At 49.2% G+C, this 19662-nt stretch carries 20 protein-coding genes and 1 pseudogene; 7 read left to right on the plus strand and 14 right to left on the minus strand.

The window, feature by feature from the left end:
* Positions 1–118, plus strand: a pseudogene (locus tag G1C95_RS12865) (IS30 family transposase); the annotation flags it as partial.
* Between the two features lie 103 nt (positions 119–221).
* Positions 222–545, plus strand: coding sequence for a DUF4143 domain-containing protein (locus G1C95_RS12075; RefSeq protein ID WP_335341434.1), 324 nt, complete (start codon positions 222–224; stop codon positions 543–545).
* Between the two features lie 786 nt (positions 546–1331).
* Here G1C95_RS12075 and G1C95_RS12080 read toward each other — a convergent pair.
* Positions 1332–1931, minus strand: a complete 600-nt coding sequence (locus G1C95_RS12080; RefSeq protein WP_169173206.1) for a helix-turn-helix transcriptional regulator — start codon at positions 1929–1931, stop codon at positions 1332–1334.
* A gap of 107 nt (positions 1932–2038) precedes the next feature.
* On the opposite strand from G1C95_RS12080, the gene G1C95_RS12085 reads away from it, so the two are divergent.
* Positions 2039–3211, plus strand: coding sequence for a toll/interleukin-1 receptor domain-containing protein (locus tag G1C95_RS12085; protein WP_169173207.1), 1173 nt, complete (start codon positions 2039–2041; stop codon positions 3209–3211).
* 370 nt (positions 3212–3581) lie between these two features.
* On the opposite strand, the gene G1C95_RS12090 is transcribed toward G1C95_RS12085, so the two are convergent.
* The 4 genes from G1C95_RS12090 to G1C95_RS12105 all read right to left on the minus strand — a co-directional run bounded on the left by G1C95_RS12090 (position 3582) and on the right by G1C95_RS12105 (position 6941).
* A complete protein-coding gene (locus tag G1C95_RS12090; RefSeq protein ID WP_169173208.1) occupies positions 3582–4679 on the minus strand; it encodes a hypothetical protein in 1098 nt (365 codons plus the stop codon).
* Positions 4680–4875: 196 nt separating this feature from the next.
* Complete coding sequence (locus tag G1C95_RS12870) at positions 4876–5169, minus strand: hypothetical protein (RefSeq protein ID WP_240947563.1); 294 nt, start codon at positions 5167–5169, stop codon at positions 4876–4878.
* Positions 5166–5411 (minus strand): hypothetical protein, encoded by a 246-nt coding sequence (locus G1C95_RS12100; protein ID WP_169173210.1) that lies wholly within the window; start codon positions 5409–5411, stop codon positions 5166–5168. The genes G1C95_RS12870 and G1C95_RS12100 overlap by 4 nt, the downstream gene beginning before the upstream one ends.
* Before the next feature lie 972 nt (positions 5412–6383).
* The gene (locus G1C95_RS12105) at positions 6384–6941 is read right to left on the minus strand and encodes a PBECR4 domain-containing protein (RefSeq protein WP_169173211.1); all 558 of its coding nucleotides are present in this window, start codon (positions 6939–6941) and stop codon (positions 6384–6386) included.
* Between the two features lie 529 nt (positions 6942–7470).
* Here G1C95_RS12105 and G1C95_RS12675 point away from each other — a divergent pair.
* Entirely contained in the window at positions 7471–7605 is a 135-nt protein-coding gene (locus G1C95_RS12675; RefSeq protein ID WP_277348222.1) for a hypothetical protein, read from the plus strand.
* A gap of 207 nt (positions 7606–7812) precedes the next feature.
* Here G1C95_RS12675 and G1C95_RS12110 read toward each other — a convergent pair whose 3' ends face one another.
* On the minus strand, positions 7813–8358 hold the full coding sequence (locus G1C95_RS12110) for a DUF4230 domain-containing protein (protein ID WP_240947564.1): 546 nt from the start codon (positions 8356–8358) through the stop codon (positions 7813–7815).
* Between the two features lie 410 nt (positions 8359–8768).
* Here G1C95_RS12110 and G1C95_RS12115 point away from each other — a divergent pair, with 410 nt between their 5' ends.
* Entirely contained in the window at positions 8769–9308 is a 540-nt protein-coding gene (locus G1C95_RS12115; RefSeq protein WP_169173212.1) for a hypothetical protein, read from the plus strand.
* Positions 9309–9409: 101 nt separating this feature from the next.
* Here the strand turns inward: G1C95_RS12115 and G1C95_RS12120 are convergent, their stop codons facing one another.
* A complete protein-coding gene (locus G1C95_RS12120) occupies positions 9410–9631 on the minus strand; it encodes a hypothetical protein (RefSeq protein WP_169173213.1) in 222 nt (73 codons plus the stop codon).
* A 64-nt stretch (positions 9632–9695) separates the two neighbouring features.
* Here G1C95_RS12120 and G1C95_RS12125 point away from each other — a divergent pair, with 64 nt between their 5' ends.
* Positions 9696–10232 carry a hypothetical protein gene (locus tag G1C95_RS12125; protein ID WP_169173214.1) on the plus strand — a complete coding sequence of 179 codons (537 nt, stop codon included), beginning with the start codon at positions 9696–9698 and terminating at the stop codon, positions 10230–10232.
* Positions 10233–10284: 52 nt separating this feature from the next.
* Positions 10285–10620 carry a hypothetical protein gene (locus G1C95_RS12130; protein WP_169173215.1) on the plus strand — a complete coding sequence of 112 codons (336 nt, stop codon included), beginning with the start codon at positions 10285–10287 and terminating at the stop codon, positions 10618–10620.
* Between the two features lie 776 nt (positions 10621–11396).
* Here the strand turns inward: G1C95_RS12130 and G1C95_RS12135 are convergent.
* The 7 genes from G1C95_RS12135 to G1C95_RS12850 form a co-directional block, all read right to left on the minus strand.
* Positions 11397–12257 carry an SDR family NAD(P)-dependent oxidoreductase gene (locus tag G1C95_RS12135; RefSeq protein WP_169173216.1) on the minus strand — a complete coding sequence of 287 codons (861 nt, stop codon included), beginning with the start codon at positions 12255–12257 and terminating at the stop codon, positions 11397–11399.
* A gap of 191 nt (positions 12258–12448) precedes the next feature.
* On the minus strand, positions 12449–13504 hold the full coding sequence (locus G1C95_RS12140) for an NAD-dependent epimerase/dehydratase family protein (protein ID WP_169173217.1): 1056 nt from the start codon (positions 13502–13504) through the stop codon (positions 12449–12451).
* Between the two features lie 76 nt (positions 13505–13580).
* The gene (locus G1C95_RS12145; protein ID WP_169173218.1) at positions 13581–15326 is read right to left on the minus strand and encodes a thiamine pyrophosphate-binding protein; all 1746 of its coding nucleotides are present in this window, start codon (positions 15324–15326) and stop codon (positions 13581–13583) included.
* A gap of 267 nt (positions 15327–15593) precedes the next feature.
* Positions 15594–17108: a lipopolysaccharide biosynthesis protein gene (locus G1C95_RS12150; protein WP_169173219.1), complete on the minus strand. Its 1515-nt coding sequence runs from the start codon at positions 17106–17108 to the stop codon at positions 15594–15596.
* Positions 17109–17125: 17 nt separating this feature from the next.
* Complete coding sequence (locus tag G1C95_RS12155) at positions 17126–18217, minus strand: polysaccharide pyruvyl transferase family protein (RefSeq protein ID WP_169173220.1); 1092 nt, start codon at positions 18215–18217, stop codon at positions 17126–17128.
* Positions 18214–19200: a glycosyltransferase family 2 protein gene (locus G1C95_RS12160; RefSeq protein ID WP_169173221.1), complete on the minus strand. Its 987-nt coding sequence runs from the start codon at positions 19198–19200 to the stop codon at positions 18214–18216. The genes G1C95_RS12155 and G1C95_RS12160 overlap by 4 nt, the downstream gene beginning before the upstream one ends.
* 105 nt (positions 19201–19305) lie before the next feature.
* A complete protein-coding gene (locus tag G1C95_RS12850; protein ID WP_169173222.1) occupies positions 19306–19659 on the minus strand; it encodes a glycosyltransferase in 354 nt (117 codons plus the stop codon).
* Positions 19660–19662 lie beyond the last annotated feature (3 nt).

The following is a 19662-nucleotide window of genomic DNA, read 5'->3' on the forward strand; positions in this document are numbered from 1 at the left end:
CATCGACGACGGCCAGGTCCGGACCGTATACGACGCTATCAACCACAGACCACGCAAACGCCACGGCTACAGGACACCCTGGGAAATCCACCATTCAACAACGTTGCACTTGCTCTGAAAATTCAAGCTTCAAAAGTCTGTAAAACGTTGCAGAAAACGTTACAAGCGGCTGTTCCAATCTATGTCGTTGTCGGGGCATGTCGAAGGTTGTGCAGCGCTACGTGGACGCGCATGATGTCGCTCAGGTGATTGATCTGCATTATTTCAACACCAATCGTCTGGGAGAAGTGGATTTTGTGGTGCAGGACGGTGCGACAGTAATTCCCATTGAAGTGAAATCTGGCAATGACTGGAAGCGACATAAGGCGCTGGATAACATGCTGGCGGTTTCTGATTGGCATTTGAACGATGCCTATGTGCTCTGTAAAGGCAACATTGAGCAGGATGGTGCGATCACATATGTGCCTCTGTATATGAGTATGTTCATCAAGCCTTGCCCGAGACCGGCATCGATGATTCATACGGTTGATCTCAGCGCCTTGTAGTCCTGGAATGAAAGAGGCTGAGCGCGACAATCATCGTCCGGACAGGCTGGAACTCTGGTTCGCTTAGGCTTGAATTCCAAGTGGTCACTTCATCAATTCCACTTTGGACTTCGTTCGACACTCTATTATTAATGGAGATGGCTAATGAATGGTCGAAAGTGCTAGAAGACGTTTTGTTCCCAGAATGATTCGGAAGTTGAACAGGCCTTCTTCTTTTTGAAGACGGCGTGTTAAGCTATGAAAAAGGAGGCAACGGATGGGACTAACAACGCAGCGTATAGATACGCCGATGCAGGAGACGGCGCTTCCCGCCGTGCTGCAAGTCAAGACTCCGAAATTTACGCCACTACGGTCGACAAAATATCGTCGATCACTGTATGGAACCTATGTTCCCAAGACAGATGTTCGGCCCCTGCCGAGGTACCGCGCTGTGGAACAGGCTGATGGCTCTGTCGATGTGACTGTGTCATTGTCGAATTAGCATATCTCGTTGAGAGCACGGAGACAAGCCTCGCAGGCACTGAAGAACTGATTAGAAAATCGCGTGAGCTTACTCCGGACGTAGGCTTTATTATCACGCCAAGGTTTGTTCCCTCCACCACGGAAGTATTGATGAAAGGTTTGGGCGAACTGGTGGAGCGATATGGGTTGCCAGTGCAGTCACATCTGGATGAAAACTGAAGTGGCCTGATATGGTTGGTGGTGCAGATGACATTGATTCATCTGCACCACCAACTGGAGTGGCTTGATTTTTCTCAGAGGCTGGTGATCAAGGATGATTTTGAGTTATTCTGCCGCCTCGCCTGAATCATGTTCCATGAGTTCAATGAGTATTTCTTCAATATCAACGAGCGTCGGTTCTGGCATGCCCATCGCAGAGTAATACCCGAATGGTGAGCAGTCGCGAAAATAGTGGCAGAGAACTCGATATAGCGCGCGGTGTATGTCTTCTCGCAGATGAGACTGTTGTGCTCTAGGCAGTGTGCGGTACTGCTCTGCTGGGATTCCGTATAACTTCAGAATGTCGAAGAAGAGATTATCGTAATTCACCTCTTCCGGCAGATGATGCGCATAAGGGTGATGGACGGGAGAAAGGAAATGGTCCTTATACAGCTTGCGCATGTCCTTATCTGTGAGCTGGTCATAGAAGGGATCGAACTTTCCTTGAAGATACGAAGGGTCGACGTTGAGCGCCTTTGATACTTTTTCAAGCAGTTTCGGGCTGATCAACCCTTCGTCGAGACACCTTCGGATTGTCTTTTCGTTGACTCCGACACCGTCGTTTTCCGCCAAAGACTTTGCACTCCACCGTGGTGTTTGCAATTTCATGGCATCACGCAGTCTTTGCGGGTTGATTTTGATTTTTGTTGTTTTCCGGGTAACCATATTTCCTCCTAAGCGGACATTTTATTATAAAACACCCATCTTGATAAAGTTGTAATGTCCGTTTACTGTAGTTTTTGACAAGACAAAATAATGTGGAGGTGAAATCTATGAGCGTTCAATCGGGTTTGAGTGATTTTAGAGATAGGACTCAGGCGGAGGAAGCAACGAGTTCATCGGCTGTGCCGACAGATGCGCATGTGTTCCTCAGTTATAGCCATGATGATGACAACCATCTTAATGGTGGGATTATTCGCTTTATGAAAGACGTGGTAGAGGAATACACCTTCCAGGTTGGGAACACTCTTCAGTTATTTATCGACAAGGAGAGCATCAATTGGGGGGACAATTGGCGTACCGTTCTTGAGCGGAGCGTTGGGGCAGCCAATATCATTATCCCCGCGATTACCCCGCGGTATATGCGAAGCCGAGCGTGCAGGAAAGAGCTATTGGATTTCGAAGATGCAGCACAAGGAGACGAGTCGAAACAAATCCTTCCGCTCATGATTCAGAACATTGATGAGATGAGTGGCATCGATCGGCAGGATCCTGTATGGATTATTGCACACGACAAGCAATGGCACTCCCTCGATAATCTCCGCATGTTGAGCGAAAAAGAGAGACAAGAGCAGATTCTGGAGGTTGTACGTCGACTACGTGTAATCATCAAAAAGATAAATCAGACTGATGGAACTGATAGTAATGCGGCATCGCTGGTGGGTGCCGATAGTACGGTAGCCGATGAAACGGACCAGCCAGATGTGTTAGCGTCTTGGGGCGAATTAGAACAAATTGCACCCCGGATGAAGAAGTCGGCGGATAATTTCACCAAATCAGTGAATACAGTTGCCGAACTGATGTCATCGAATCCTGCACCTGTGAATGGAACTGCGACGCAGTATGCCGGATGGGCTTCCGGACTCGCTTCACAAGCGCAGCCTGTTCTCGATTCTCTCAATAAGTCCACAGAAGAACTGACTAGTCAGTGGAAGCAGGCATATGACGGGATGGCAAACTATGTCAATCTGGTCGAAATGATGCCGCAGGGGGATAGTCGCAATCAGATGATGGACAGTATGGGAACGACGTTTGATTCTTTGGGAACGTCTTTGGCGTTGCCGAATGAAGTCATGCAGCTTATTCCGTTGATGCGGGTGATAGGCAGTTTTGCCAAGCCGCTCCGTCCTCTTGCGAATTCGTTGGAGAAGTCCATAGGATTAATAGAAAGTATGCATAATATGGTGGAATTGCTTCAAAAACGTCTGGATCGGATTCCAAGATGAGCTGTCTGACTGCGAAACAGTGAAATCTCAGAATTGAGAAAACTTGAGTTGGTTCAATTGGTTACTGAGAATAGCGATATGCGTTTTGAACTGGTAAGGTTGCAGACGTTTCCTTGGAGACTGAGTATTTGTAGCTTTTGAGACCGGTGCCATGGCAGGGTGGGTCGACGGTAGTCTGGTTGGTTACCGTCGACCGGTTCTGATTATTGATCAAGCATGGTTTGCCTGTGTCGTTCCTGATCGTGTTCTGCACGATGTTTGTTTGGATTTCTGTGCACTTTATTTCATTAAAGCTGAATTAAAATATGTAGAAATCCAAGCGTTATCGACGTGTGCTTTGGTAAATGAACAACGATTATGCGTTCATTTATTAATAACTCTTCCCGGGGAATCGACCGCTGTATTCGGGTGTTCCATTACCCATTACATCTTCGGAATGAATTTTTAGCTTCATTCTCAATGACTCGATATTCTTTTCGAGTCCTTCGATACGTCTTTCGCAATAATGGATCCTATAGGAAAGCAGGCATCCCTTGTTCTCCCAACCCAAGCGAAAACACAGTATTTCCGGCAGGAAGTACACAAGGAGAAAAATCGGGACAGCCAACCAGGGTAACAGTTTCGACCAATCACCCATAATGAATCTCAGCAGAACGGGGCAAGATATGGCGCAGAAACGGTAACACCAAAGAAAGGCGCTTGTGACTTTACGATTGAATACGGCGTCTTCTTTCATTGTTAGTCTGGAGAGGAAGAACGGAATTTTCATTTGGCAGAAAAGCACAAGTAAGACAAACATAACAGCATCATCAGCCCACCTCAAATGCAGGTCCTTGGTCATAAACACAAGGACCAATGAGCCGAGGATGCCGCAAATGATGGAAGCAACACATACCCAAGCGTAAGCCCACAGCCGGTTTTTCAATTTGGGCTGCAATTTCTTTAGAAAGAGAACATGATTATGAAAACGTTCTTGCTCTTGGATCAGTTCGTCTAATTGAGCGTTGAGAATTTCCCAGTCGCTCACATTAATACAGAAACGTCCTACAAAAAACAGGATAAAGAAAAAACCAACGAAAAGAAACAAGCCGTATGCGTAGCCGTATTGATAGGTCATTCTTGGCATAAGCGCACCCACGAAGATCGCGACGAAAAACGAGGCTCCATACGTAAATCCTCCAACAACGTCAAGATCCGAGATTGCCTTTCTCTCCACGACAACCACCACCGCGAATGCGGCAAGAAAGGTTATGAACGACAGAACGAATCCACATGTGTCAATCTCTGGGAAGAAAGATCGCATGATATGCCAAGCTTCGAGCAGATTTAATCTTTCGGAACGTTCGGGCACGGGCATTGTTGCCCATAGGTAATCACCAGCTAATCCAATGTAAACAGATATGAAGAGCAGAAAAAGATGTACGTTCTTTGAAAAGATCGTGATATATCGATGCTGATGCTTTTTCATTATAGTTTTTCCGTTTTCCTTATTACCAATATTTTTTCAATAGAGATTTGAAGTTTTTAGCTACTTTCGGGTTCATGCAGTATCATGTTGGCTATCTGCGGACTTTATTCTGATAGTGTTTGGTCATGTCTCAAGGAGGGGCGAAAAGGCAAAATGACTGACAATCCGTAGTCAATAGTATCTGTCGTTTGCGCCGCTAATGGAAGTCGATAACCGTAATCTCGCGCGAGATCGGTGTGAACGAGCCGACTGTGCACAAGTATCTCAGGAAGGACGATTTGTCGCCCATGCTGCCAGTGCGACGATGCCAGGAATTGGTGGTCGCCGTGCGCTGGCGCGGAGCGATAATGCGCAGGCGGCATTTCGTATTGCAGGTGGTTGATGCAGAGACCTGCCTGGTAGCGTCCTTTTCCTGCTGAGCGGAGACCTTGTGAGCAATTACGCTGGACGCGGGGTGTGATCGAGCGCAGTTCTCGTTGGGGTCGCTCACCACCAGTCCTCGTCATCCGGAAGATTTGGCCATTGGGGGGGGGGCGCATATTTGATGGATGCGCTGGTAGTGATGCATTTCTCTATGTTGCCGGTCTCGAAACGTTCAGCTATGATGACGCCAGTGGCGGCAAGACTTTTCTTGGTGCAAGGCATGAGGCCCGATGCTTTGCACTCGCGGGTGAAAGATGTCCTTGGTAAGTGCTTTGACGGTGCATGTGTTAATGCTATCGTCTGCTTCATGATGAGCTCCTTACTACCTCGGTTCAGAACCAGCTGGCTTGTGTGGTTCGTGGGTTTTCCTTGCTTCAGTAGTTTCATTGTGGACAAAGCATGAAAAAGTAGACACCCTGCGCGCGGACTTACCAGTTTTTCGTATCACGGTATGTTGAAAATGGCGTTATTTCAACGCTTTAATAATGCTCCAAATGGTCGAGTTTTTTGTTAAAAAGTTGCGGTTTCCATACCCCCCCCCTACAGCCTTTTCCGCTGAACGGGCTTTTGACATAACCGCAACCCATGCTGCTGCATCTGGCAAACACGTCCTTGGAGATAGACGTCAACCAAATACGATTGTTTTAATGTGACAAGCTGCATTGTCATCCAGAGGACTACGAGGATAGCGTCCGGTTTTCTGCGTGTTCGCTGATTTGAGTCCTTGAAAAAGAGTGCAGTTTACTCTGCCGGGACGTGTGCAAGATCTTGGACTGACGAACTAGGCAAGTGACGATGAGGAACATGGTCGCCTCGTTTGTTTTTGCATGGGATTTCTCCACGTCTTTGAATTCGACGGTGATGTTCGTCTCGTTCACCGCCTCGTATGTGTTGTGCACGTATTGTTTTCAGGATCTCCTCGGTGCGTGTGTGAGTTTGGGAGAGCGGTGTTTGGCCGTTTCTTGGTAGCTTGAGCATATTCTGCTGCGCCCCGTTGAACATCTCCGTCCGTTCATCAGCGATGATGTCGGTGAGGAAGCCAGTTTTCTCCAAAGGCTTTGTGAAGGAGTCCACATCCATGCCGGGTTTAATCACCTGCGTCTACAGAATCGTGGTGCCACAGACGATGCTTTAGTCTATCAAGACTTACTAGCATCAATACCCACAACTGGACGATGTCGACTTCTTCGTCTCAATCGGCAGCAGGCCGGGCGTTCCCTGTGGATTTCAGTCCTTGTCCCTATCCCTCGATGCTCACATCGATTTGACGAAGAACACGGGTCACTTGATCCGTATGTTTGCCACCTTGTGCGGTGGTGTTCCGGGTTGCGCGATGGCCGTGATCTTCTGTGCGCGTAGAGTGCGAGGGAACATCACCGGCCCGTTGACGAATTCGGAGCGGGTGTCCGGCATAGGGGCAAGGCCGAGCGTGAATAGTTCGTCGCCGATTGCCAGTGCGAGATAGTCTTTGTTCGTCTCTACCAGTTCGAGATCGAGTTCAGGGATTCTGGAGAGCAGAGGAAGCGTCTTCGCCTTTCGTTTTGCGAATCGCTCGTTCGGGATGGTGATGGAGTTCGGCGAGAGTCTGTTGGACAGGATCGCGTCGTAGAAGTATTCGGCCTCGCCTCTGCGCGTCTTCGACTTGAACTCGCTTGGGGGACGGTTGCATTTCACGCCGCATAGGTGCATAAGACAGTCTTTTCGCCAAAGTACGTCGACACTATACCCGTCCTCGCAGATGATGATCATGTGGCGTTCGCATAGAACGCGGTCGTATTCAAGGGCGGCGGAATGGATGGCGCTAATCAGTTCACGCTTGAGCTGTACGAGCGCGACCATCTTTCTGCCTTTCCCTTGTGTCCGAATATGGTACGAGCCTCGGGGGCGTGATCCCGAGGCTCGTGGGAACCGTTGTTTATGGCTTCTGCATGCCGCCCCTCCTTGTGAAGGGGCCATGGCGAACCCGGTCCGGCACCGTCGTGTCTTTCCGTATCACCCGTTCGCGGGGCTAGGCCTTCGGTTCTCGCGGCGGGATTCGGGCCAGAATCCCGGAAGGCCCACGGCAGCCGGTTCCGCTTCAAGCTTCGGCTTACGCCCATGCCTCCGGACGGGAAGAGGACGTGGCGAAAGCTCAATTCATAAGAATATACCAATCTAAAGGGCGCGTCAAAAGAATACTTCTAGGATTCCACATTTATCCTTCGTGCTTCGGGCTTAATAAATGGCTCGTCATGGGTGAATGAAAAGCGATGACAGACTGGTTCGTCTGCTGTTTATGCTCTTTTTAGGCAGAGTCGTCATTCCCGCGGTGGCATAAACGGCCATGGGTCCTTCGAGTCTGGTTATGAGTTTGATACGTTGGTGGTGCGTGAGGATGAAAGCCCGTTGGATTGAGGAGCGTCTCGAACGCATCGTCTATGCCGGCGATGACCGTGATATCGAGGAGCGTTACGTTAGTGGGCGGCTGGTGCCCAAGCCATTTGACGCAATTTCTGGCGAATGATGGTGCTCCGATATGAGTAATCGGTGGGGAGGGTGAACTGATATCCCCGCCCCACCGATTACTCAATATCGTATCAAGGCTTTTGCCTTACCTGCAGGGTGAGCGGTGCTCAAACAGGTCAAGCAGTGTGACTCTGGGCTCCCAACATTCGGATCAGCTCGTTTGGTTAGTCTGCGTCTTCGAATTCGATGGTGATGTTGGTTTCGCCTACTGCTTCGCACATGGTGCGTACGTATTGTTCGAGGATGTCTTGGGCGCGCATGCGGCCTGTGAGAACAGGGTGTCGTCCGCTTGTGCGGTTTTCAGCATCTCTTGTTGGGCCGTGTCGTACATGCTCGTCTGGTCACTGGCGGTGATGTCGGTGAGGAACCCGGTTTCCATCAATGGTGTAGAGAACGAGTCCTCATCCACGTCGGGCTGGCCGATGATCTGCGCCTGCGGAATCGTGATGACATAGACGCTGCTATCCCCCTGCTTCCCCTTGCTTTTCACAGTGACCTTGCTGGCATTGATGTCCAGGCGGATGATGCCGCTGTATTCGATCCAAGCCTTCTTGTAGCCGTGGCTGAAGAACCAAGATCCGTCCTGGCTCAGCTCGGCCGTGTTGTGGTAGTAGTTCTCCATCGTGGTCAGTTCGGCGACATAGCCAAGATTGGAGAAGTCGGGAGCCTGCTGCTCCTTGCCGCAGCTTGTGAGCGACAGCGTCATAGCGGCGGCGATAGCAATGGAAAGAATTCGCTTACTTACGGTCATCAGACTGCTCCTGATATTCCAACGTATAGCCCTTTTCGTCTAGGATGGGCTTGCTGAGCGCTTCCACGGTTTTCTTGAGGTTGTCCGATGCGACCTGCATGATCTCGTCATCGGATTTGACCTCGTTGAGTGCATCCTGCTTGCACAGCTTGATGACTTCCTGAAGATCGGCATCCGGATTGCTTTCGAAGAAATCCAGAGAGGAACTGTCGATGACGGGGAATCGATGGTAGGGGTCGGCAGATACGCGATCACCTTGCCGGCATCTTTATCTTCCTTGAAGGAGATATCATCCATGGACACGCTCGTCGGCTGTTTTTGGTGTTTTTACTCCGGCAGAGGGCATCACCGATCTTATTGATTTCACCACTGAACTATTGCCAGAGGGGTGCCGTGCGGCGGAACAGGATGTGGTTCGGTTCAAGCTCAACAGAAGGCGTGTGTTTGCTCATAGTACTGTTGCTGCGGCTACCACTAGCGGTGTGTTGGTTGGCACAATACCGATTCCTATTCCGGATGCAGCCATTCTGGGGCCGGTCGAAATCGCCGAGGTGAATGCTCTAGCTAAAATCTACGGTATCAATAACGACGAAGATTCCCGTAAATTCCTCAATTCCATTGTGGAAGTTGGAACAGTGAGCATCGCAGCCAAAACAGCCATCAATGCCCTGAAAGCAATTCCTGGCATCAACATAGGGGCTACAGTACTCAATGCCGTTATTGCAGGAGGTATCGTCGCTGCGCTGGGGGAGGCATGCGTTTATGCCTTTGAGCAGGTGTATCTTGGCAATAAATCTGTCAGGGACATCGATCGGATTACCAAGTTCATGGAATCGAAACTTGCTTCGGGAATGGTGGACAGGTTGTCTGAAGTTTTGAAGAACGTCAAAGAAGGTATGTCTCCACAGCAGATTGCGGAGGTTGTTCTCAAGGCCATGTTTACCAAGTAGAGGCTTGCTGGTGACCTGATGTCTGTGTCTCTGCAGGCCAGACATCATCCAGCTGAATTAATTGTTAGCAGTGATTTCTGATAGGAGGCGGCGTCCGGTAATCAATCACGGGTTTGAACGGGGCCAGCTTCGATCCCGTGGCCGCAGCGTTCGGGAAGCCTGATATGTTGTTGCGCAGGCGTCGGCATTTTAGGCATTTCAACGGATTCCGTTTCTTTTTCCATCTTTTCGACACCGGCCCTAGCGCACTCATTCGGCGAGCTGCTCTTGAACCGGTTGATGTCACCGGCGATGGTCAGAGGTATCTGGTTGGTCACGGACATGCGCCTAAGTTTCTGCGTACGAATACAATGAGGATCATAAATGCCGCATGGAAGAGAGATAGATATGGGGCTTTTCGAATCATTGAAGCGAACAGCGAAATCGCTGCTGACAAATGCGCAACAAGAGGACGTTGAAAATGAAGCTCCATCTTCGGCCCCGGGCCCGGAACTGCGATTGAACATTTCCGTTAATCTTCCCGATTGCGTTCAGTTGAGCGGAACCACCACATCCTGTAAGGACTCCGTGCTGAGGCTTGCGCAACGCCACGGCATCGACCATGACGGATTTCTTGAGATCGCAGGCAAGATCCAGAGGGAGCCGGACAATCCGTATGATGACAAGGCCATTGCGCTCTATATAGAGGGGGAGCGTATCGGATACCTGCCTTCCATGTATCGGAATTATGTCGTTCTTCCGGAAGGAACCGTCAGGAGCGTGCCGGTGCAGCTCTTCACGGCGATGCTGCCTAAAGGTCTGCGTGGTGAAGCTTGGATTTGGATCGGCGATGGACGATCTGAATGGGAATGGTCGCGAGAGCGTAGACCTCGGGTGTTTCCAGAGAAAAGGCTCTTGCACGACACCGAAAGAATCAGGGTATAGTCGAGATGCCTTGGCCGATGTCGGTGAACGTGGACAGCAAATCTGTAGTGGCATGGCCAATGGTGTGCATTATCTGGAGATGGTTGAGCCGATCAAACAGCTCAAACGTGAATGGCGGCTCGAGGAGGCTCTTGTATTGTGCATGCAGGCCGTCGAGACGGCAGAGAACGATTCGACGGCCGAATGCGGGATCAGGGAGCCTGCGCCGTGGTATACGGAGCAGGCGGCCATCGTTCTTCGCAAGCTGAAACGCCCTGATGATGAGGAGAAGCTGCTGTGCTGTTATTTGGATCACGTTCCCAAGAACTGCATGCGGCGCACTGGGGCCGTGAGCATCGCTCAACGTCTGGAGAAGCTACAAGCGAAACGCAGGACAAAATGGTCATAATCAGGTAATGTGCAAACTATCGGGCACTACCTGCAGCTGCGAGTACTAATAGCATGTCCCCATGGTGCTCCTCATAAGTCCAGTTCTCTGTGATCCCATATCTATATCTATATGGTGTGAAGAAGCGGCTGTGCAAGGAGCTCATTGCTCCATTGGTTCAATGTTGGAAGGTATGAATACGCGTCGCAATGATGGTGTCGCAACGAAGTACTTAAGAACGAACCCGATAGAGATAGTGGTCGCGACTATTCGCGGCTTCCTCTGTATTCTCTTGAAGAATAGAAGTTGTTCGCGACCGTTCCACTTTTCTCGTGTGTATGCCTTCATCCAAGCAACCTCCATTGCACTGAGGTTATGCGTACTGTTTACGATTAGAACGCGCTTTTTACCCGCGTAGTGGAAACGCATTGAGAGGAATTGAGAGAGCATACTTGGGGAATGTTGCGTTGGGGGTGTTGATACACGAAGATCATTTTCCGTAGGTTCGCTCATGTTAAGAGATTGCGGGTCTCGGCGGTTATCCGTGGTCGGCGGGGGAGAAGTTGGTGTCGCGGATTTGTCTGGAGTTCCGTCTTCTAGGTATCGCAGGGATATGGGCTCTCCTCCCCTCGCGTTGTACTTCTCGATAAGATGGTTCCACTCCTGGGCTCGCCAGGACAAATCACTGTCGTTACCATGTTCAGGGTTGAGGTGGCTTGATTTTTGTTCCGGCTCACTATGAAGACAGAACAAAAATCAAGCCACCTCATCATGAAGAGATATACATATGATAATGACTACGCCATCATATAATCAACATCATCGAAAGTGATTAAAGCGCTACCTCCGGTGGCACGGACTGTTTCACCGATAACACTACGGCAGGAATCCGATATGAGCATAACAGCTATTGCGCCGATCTCTTCTGGAGCGCTCATACGTCCAATTGGAGAGTTGAGGTTGGTCAGGGAATGATTATCTTTGCCAACTAGCATAGGAGTGGCTGTCGGCCCTGGTGCTACGCCGTTTACAACTATGTCGTATGGTGCGAGACACTTTGCCAAGCCCTCCACCAGTCCGCGCAAAGCCCATTTTGATAAGTGGTATGGATTCATAGCTGGTCGGTATGCCGATGAGGACGTGACAAATAAGATATTGCCATGAATTGAATTGTCTCTCATGTATGTAGCTACAGTTTGTGTTAGGAAATATGTTCCTTTGAGATTGGTATTGAGAATCTCATCATATTGTTCCTCAGTAACCGAGCCGAAACAAGCACTGTTCAGTTGTCCCGCGTTATTTACAAGAACATCTATTGGATCTTCTAAATTCTTGCGGATTGATGCAAATTGTTGGCTAATAGAAGCGACGTTAGACAGGTCCAAAACAGCGGCTTGAACACGTGATTCATCACACTTCGTTTCTTCGACCAATTTGGCACAGGCTTGCTCAGATCGAGTCAAGGAACGTGAAGTGATGATGACATTGCCTCCTGCGTTCAGCACGGCTTCAGCAATTGAAAATCCAATTCCACTTGTACCGCCTGTAATCAGTACGCGTTTTCTTTGAAGCATTGCGCTTGAGAGCACCGGTACCCTGACCGGTTCCTTTTTCGCAAGAAGGGTTAAAATCTTTTTTACTGATGACTTCAATTTCATAATATTTTTCCTTTGAGAGAGGTAGTGTCTGATATCTTGCACACTTAAGTCATTGCCCGTCTGTGGCGTGATGACTTAAGTGCGCAAGATATCAGACACTACCTAGAAATTCTGTTTCGTTTTGATTATCTTCGACATTTTCATAGGCAGTATAATTGAATAATGTTGGTTCTTTTTATGCTAACTACTAACTAGAAAAAACGCCTTCCTAAGTATTTCAGAGTGGGTTTGATTCCAATTCCAGCAATATATTTCAATGAAGGCATACCCCCAACGAGTCGGTCGAATCTTCCATTGCGCCCCGGAGCTTCAAAAGCCACCATACCGTTACATGAATCCAGATAAGCACGCAGTTGCGTTTGTAATCCTGTCCGGATGCTGGTTAGCTGATTCTGCTTCAGACCTGTGACCGCGAGAATTTTGCTGTTATCTATGATGCGGTCATACATCCTGTCGTAACGAATCTGGTATTTCGCTCCGTGTACCTGTTCAAATTTTTCCAGCGAGCAGGTTACTACTGAGAGGGACACGATTTCTGTGTAGATGTCAGCGACCGTTTGCCATGTCTGGTGCTCGGCAGTCGAAACGGTGAATGCTTCGCCTATCGCATGACTGTTGCTAATGAGGAGGACTATCATGCGGGCAACGTCGCCGCCCCAAGTCATGGTGCCTTGTCTTTGCAGGATCTCGTCTGGTAATGGTACTGGGATATGGTGTAGCGCGCGCCATAGCCATGCATTGGATTCGTGGACTGCGAGTTGGAATCGACCGCTGCCGTCATAGGTGACGGCAGGACGGACGATGGTCCAATTGGTTTTGCTGCTTTTGAATAACATGTCTTCGCATCGGGCCTTGGCCAAAGCATATTCGTCAGTCGCAAGATATTCCTGATCGTCGATTACGTCAAGCAGACGGGGCGAATCCTCGCGGATTACGGGCGAGTCTGCATAGACGCGATAGGAGGAAACAAATACGTATTGTCCAGTTGCTTTGAGGAATTTCTCAACTCGTTCCTGGAAATCCGACGTAGACCAGACCATGAAGTCAATAATCGCATCCCATCGTTCAGAGAGTAGGCCATCCAAGAATAACAAATTCTTCGCGTCACCCATTCGATACACGAGACGCGGATTATCCGAGACCCGATGTCTGCGGCTCGTCACTATCACTTGATGCCCCATCTGCGTAAGGAGTTCGCTGACGTGGGTTCCCATCGCTCCAGTGCCACCGAGAATCAATACATGCATGTTTTCCCCTGGCCGGCGACGCCACGTTGGCCGAATCAGTGCCACCGAGAATCAATACATGCATGTTTTCCCCCTTTCACCTGCCGAGAATCTTCTTTACGGCTTTGACGCCCTCTTCTCCTATTAGTTTTCGCGCAACATTTTTGGCAGTTCTGGTGGCGTTGACCTCTAGAGTCGACATAATGCGCAATGCATCGCTTTCGTCCTGGCTATCAGTGAATACCTCAAGAAGCATGGGCTTGTTCGATTGCTCCGGAGAAGTGAATCGAACGATATTGCTGAGATACTCTTGCTTGTTGCTGGCGCTCATGTATTCGAAGCCGAGATCCTGTGCGTAATGTTTGAGCAGTTCGTGGGATTGGTTGCCGTAGTGGCCGCGGGCCGCAATAAATGCATCGGCTTCTTGTCCAAACTGTGCGGCTTTGTGATTATAGTTCTTGAATTCGGTGCCAACGCCGTTGTTTATGACCATGATGCGTACGTTACTTCCGACGTGCCGATTGCCCAGCGAATTGAGATCGTAGAAGCAGGCGAGATCGCCGATTACTCCAAAAAACAGTTTGTCCGGCGAAACAAGCGATGCTCCAATGAGCGAAGACATGCAGCCGTCGATGCCGAAGCCTCCGGTATTCGCATAGCAGCGGATGGACGAATCCACCGGGAAGAAGTTCCAGCTGCGTAGCGAATTCAGGATGGCGAGATGCAATACGGAACCGGATGGCAGCCTAGAAGAGGTTTGCTGCGCACACCAGATGTTAGAGAACGGCAGATTGGGAATCTTTGCACGCAACCCAGCATCTTCGGCGCGCCATTCATCAAGCAGTCGATTCGACATTCTCTCCGAACTATTCGACTGCAAAGCGTATGCCTCGAAGAACTCCTCTTCCTCCATGTCGAAGATATAGCGAAGCTTCCCGAATGCATCCCTTGGTTCACCATCCGAGCTGACCCGCCACACTTCCTTCGCGTACGGGTTAGCATAAGCACCAGAAATCTCTCCCATGTGAATCATGACATCCACCATCTGACAACTGGCTTTGTAATCCGATTGCTTAAGCAAAAGCATTGATTCAGCCCAGTAGTCTCCTGCATAGTTGGATGTATGGTCGCCAACCACTACGGCACCATATTTACAGCAGAAGTCATCAACCGCCTTCGTAAGACGTTCGTCCCATGCCATGTGTGCGCCCACATATATGGCAATGCGCTTGCCCTCCAGAGAGGGCAATACATCGTTCTGCTCGATGCGGTCAACATAGCCAACCTTTGGTAGCTGGTTAACGTTGAAATTTTCGCTGTACGTGGTCACGAGGTTGATGTGGACCGGCCCACCACCATGATGAGTAAGTTCAAGCAACGCACGGTTGAGATTTGCAGCGCACAATCGCCGATCAGCTTCAACACTGACGGACGGGCATTGCATACTGATTTTGCACACGTCGTTCAGCTCATTGGTACGATCGAGCATCTGCGGAGACATGTTGCCAATGCGACCGAGAGGTTGAGAACTGGTTACAGCTAGTACGGGAAGTTTGCGGTAATATGCCTCCGTTAAACCCGGCAGGTAGTTGCGTGACGCAGTAGCCCCCGTGCAAGTCAATGCGACCGGTTCACCAGATTCGGCGGCCATGCCACATGCCATATAGGCCGCAGACCGCTCATCCGCAGATGAAAAAACCATAAAGTACGGATCACGCTGCAGACAAGCGACGAAAGTAATATTCGTTGTTCCCGGGCTGGCCACCACTCTCCGTACCCCATGATGTTTCATGAGCGCTACAAGAATCTGTACATTGGCTTCATCCGTGTAACCAATAGACATTGCTGTTCCTTTCTTCATGTCGGCGGTTAATCCCAGCCGAGATCGCCTACACCGGTGCTTTAACCGAATGTTTAATATGCTTTGTTTCGCTCATAGACAAATCGCTAGGTTCTGTTAAACCACAGTTGGCATGATCTCCTAACCAAGGTTTCTAACGCCAACAATTAGAAGCCCCTCTTCGGAAGGTTATGTCAATTCTGGTTGAGCAGAGCAAATTGCTATCACGGGCAGTGTGCTGCTGAGTATTTTATTCTGATCATGGTTGTCTCATTTATCTGCTTGCTTTTTTCTGATGGTGTCAAATATGTGCTGACGTTCTTCCCTAGTTAGTGAGATGTGTAGTGTGCCTGCGGTGTAGAGGACAACGTAGATCACGCCCCAGAGGAGGAATGCGGGGATGGAATCGACAGGCAGGATCATGGTGCCCAGAAGACATACAGCAGTAACTGCGACAGCCATGGCAATAGTGGGTAACTGGTGTTTCCAGAAGTAGGGCATATCGAGTCCAATGCGCTTCTGGTAGTACCAGTTCATGAACAAACCGGTGCCTAGAATGACACTTACGATGTAGCCGATGGCGGTGGCCCAGTAGCCCATTGTGGGGATGAGAAACACCGCGAGCACGATGTCGATCACAGATGTGAGGATGTAGATTAGGCTACGGGCCTTGTGCCGGTTCTTGGCGCGTTGGATCTCGATGCCGGTGTTCTGGGTCAGGGGAATCATGACCGGCAGGACCATGATCACGGCCAGCCAGTACGCGTCCGCATTCCGCTCGCCGGCCCACAGCCTTACAAAATACTGGCCGAGGAGGATGAATCCTCCGTAGATCGCCCAGAACAGGATCATCTGGTAGCGGCCGACACGGGTCATGAGCTGGGTGAGGATCTTGTTGTCGTCGTGCTCGGCGACGATACGGTTGATCATCGGCACGAATACGCTAGACATGGTCGTGCTCATCGCCATGAAGATATTGCGGATTTGCATGGCGATGGAGAAAGTGGTCACGACGGTGGAACTGGCCATTGCGCCCAGGAGGAAGTTGGGCACGTTGTTGTTGACCAGATCGAAAATCTGGTTGAGGAAGATCCAGAAGCTGAACACCGCCACAGCCTTGAACATCGACCATTGCAATCCAGTGAACCGGAAACGCATGCCCAGCCTGCGGATTGCATAGGCGACGTTCATCGCAAGCAGGATGATGGTGATCGACAGCATAGCCAGAGCAACTCCGACTGCGCCCCAGCCAAGCAGCACGAGGGCCACGGCCAACGCAGGCTGGGCCAAGGTGGTGAGCAGCTGTCTGGTCTGCTGGTAGACGAAATGCTCCTTAGCGGTGATATACGAGTTGAATGGGCTGGATATAAATTGGGCCGTGATATTGAGGATCATAATGACCATGAGCTTACGAGTCAGAATTAGCTCGTGAGGCATCAGACCTCCCGAAAACAGTGCTTCCACATTGAAGGTCAAAGCCATGCCTCCGATAAAGCACAACAGTGCCGCCGCCGCGTACACCAGCAGGAACATGCCGTTGAGCCGGTGAAGCCCGTCCCTAGTACCGTGGGCGACCTCCTGCATGTAGAAGCGCACGTACGCGCCGGAGAAGCCCGCGCTCAGCAGGGTGAGGGTGAACACGACGCTGTTGGTCATCTGGAACACGCCGTAGTCGCCCTGTCCGACGTAGTGCAGCAGCAGGGGCACGTACATCAGGTTGACGAGGTTCTTCGCGACCACGTTCACGTAGCCCAGCAGGGCGCCCGCCTTGCGCTGACCGGCCATGATACGGTTCCTTTCCTCTAGTCCTGCATGGCCTTGTCGAGCCATGCTTGGGATTCGGCGCGGTGTTGTTCGAGCAGCCGGTCGACGTTCCCGTAGTCGATTTCGGGGGACAGTCCGTCGTCCATCATCACGGAGTCGAGCTCGAAGAGGCGGAACAGGGTCTCCATGCGTGAGTTCATGTTCGCCTTGCCTTCCGTGCCGGCACGGTTGAATACGGTGAACTGTTTGTGGAACAGCAGAGAGAAGCAGCAGGCGTGGTAGGAGTCCGCGAACACGTACTCGGCTTTGGAGAACAGCTCCACGAAGTCCTGCGGGCCTGCCACATACGTCTCGGGGTCGCGGAAGTCCATCAGCCTGCGCACGCGGCAGCCGTGCGCCTTCGCATACTCCTGGATGGTATGCTCCTGCGCCTCGCTCGGCTTGCCCAAGAAGTACGTCAGGACATACCGGTCGTTCTCGGGCACGAAGCCGCGCGTGATCGTCCTCCATCTGTCGGCGGTGAGCATCAGCGTCGGATCCAACACCACCGTCGCCTCAAGACCCGTCAGTTCTTCAATCATTTCTTTGGCACGATCCTCACGAACAGAAATCGCCCTCAAACGAGGCAAATACCTCCGGAAAACAACTGCAGATTCTTTTTTAACAGTATTAATACCAAAGCTTGCGGCATAGCTAATTATGCGAGTGCTCTCCTCTACGAAACTTCCCAATCGGAGAGAAAGCCCTTGGGGAGTAAGCCATCGATCATTCCAAACTTGATCAGAACCTATGGCAACATATTCTAGTTTTTTTATTCCCGTCGAAGTAACTCCTTTGACTGAAACAAAAAGCGAATTAGCGGGCACGTATTGTTGCGTAAACCTTCGAAAGTGGAATCGTCTCTCTGCGCGAAGTCCTCGCATGGTCCCCATATGGCGCAAAATATAGTCCTTTAAAGGATCGATATTATTTTTGAAATCACTCTTCAAAGAAGCAGCAAACCGCAAAGTGATAGTGCTGGTTATAGCATAATTGTTCAATAAAACAAATAATGCATAATTTTGTAATCTGTTTCCATAATTCTCTAGATCATTAATTGTAATAATGCCAATTGAAATATCGTTTTTCATATATTCAGCCTTAATTCTTTTATACTTTTATAGGTTTTGACAAGGCAATAGCACAGTAATGGATAAACCGTATAGATATAGACTAAAACAATTTTAATATTCAAAACATGATTCTGTTTCGCAAACATGGATGTTTGGACAAATATTTTTTTCCATCTCTGAAGATGAAATAGATTTACATCTTGCACTATTGAAGATAGAATTCCATAAGAACTGTTACATATATCTTTAGTAGCTTCTCGCATCATCATATTATTTTTTTTACAATACTGATATACGAGATTATGTGCAAACCATGAACCATATGCCAGTTCTACATCTTTCTTTGCATGCATAGCACTATCGGGATTGTCGGAACAATAGTGATAGCCTTCATATGGCATCAGCACCGTTTTCTGAGAGCCAATCAAAACTTGCATTTTTAATGATGTGTCCTCACCGTATCTAATCTCAGGAAAAAGAACATTGTTAAATAAATTTACATCATATAATGACGCCCACACAACGCATGTATATTGCTTATAGGCAAAAAAATCTGAAAGAATTTCTTTGGTTGAGAAAATAGTTTGCTGTTCAACAATCTTTCCAGATATTATATTCTTTTCAATTGCATTACAGCATACAATTTGAGCATTGTTTACTATCATGCATTTAACCATTTTTTCAAGATAATCTTTTTCAATATGATCGTCTGCGTCAACAAAACATACATATCGCCCCTTTGAGTATTGCACTCCTCTCTCTCGAGTTTTTGAAGCACCCTGATTCTTCTGACAATGTGCAATGATTCTCACATCCATCTTTGCAATTTCCTTGCAGATTGTCCAAGTATTATCTTGTGATCCATCATCTATGAGAATCAGCTCATAGTTCGTATATGTCTGAGACAATACGCTTTTAACACAACGCCTTATGTATTTTTCAGCATTATACATTGGAACGATGATACTAATTAAAGGAAGCGGCACTTTATTGTTACACATCAAGAACACCTTTTTCTTTAAAGTCCTCAAACTGCAGTCATTGGTAGTCGTGTTGTAATCACCCAGTACATGACTACAATGAAATCCTGATCAACATAGCTATTACTATCCACAATAGAGATGAACTTCCTCGGCATGCATCGGATCTGACATTCCTGACATCCAATAAACCATTGTTGGGCTTATGAATGATATGGCCTTACCATCACGCCGAATCCATACGTCGCACATTACCGGTGTGGCATCAGTAGAACCATCATCCACGAAGATTATTTCCAAGTCACAGTTCGCCTGTCTGGATAAGCTCTCCGTACAAAGGTTTGACCAAAGCTCGACGTTATGCGCGAGCACAATCACGTTGACCGGCGGATTAGCAGAATTGGCTGAAGAGTAGTCTAACTCGCCCTTGTTTCTCTCAGTTGTCGACGCTACGGCCAAGACCAGGTATTGTTGCACCATATC

The sequence above is a fragment of the Bifidobacterium oedipodis genome (genome assembly GCF_012932425.1).
GTDB lineage: Bacteria > Actinomycetota > Actinomycetes > Actinomycetales > Bifidobacteriaceae > Bifidobacterium > Bifidobacterium oedipodis.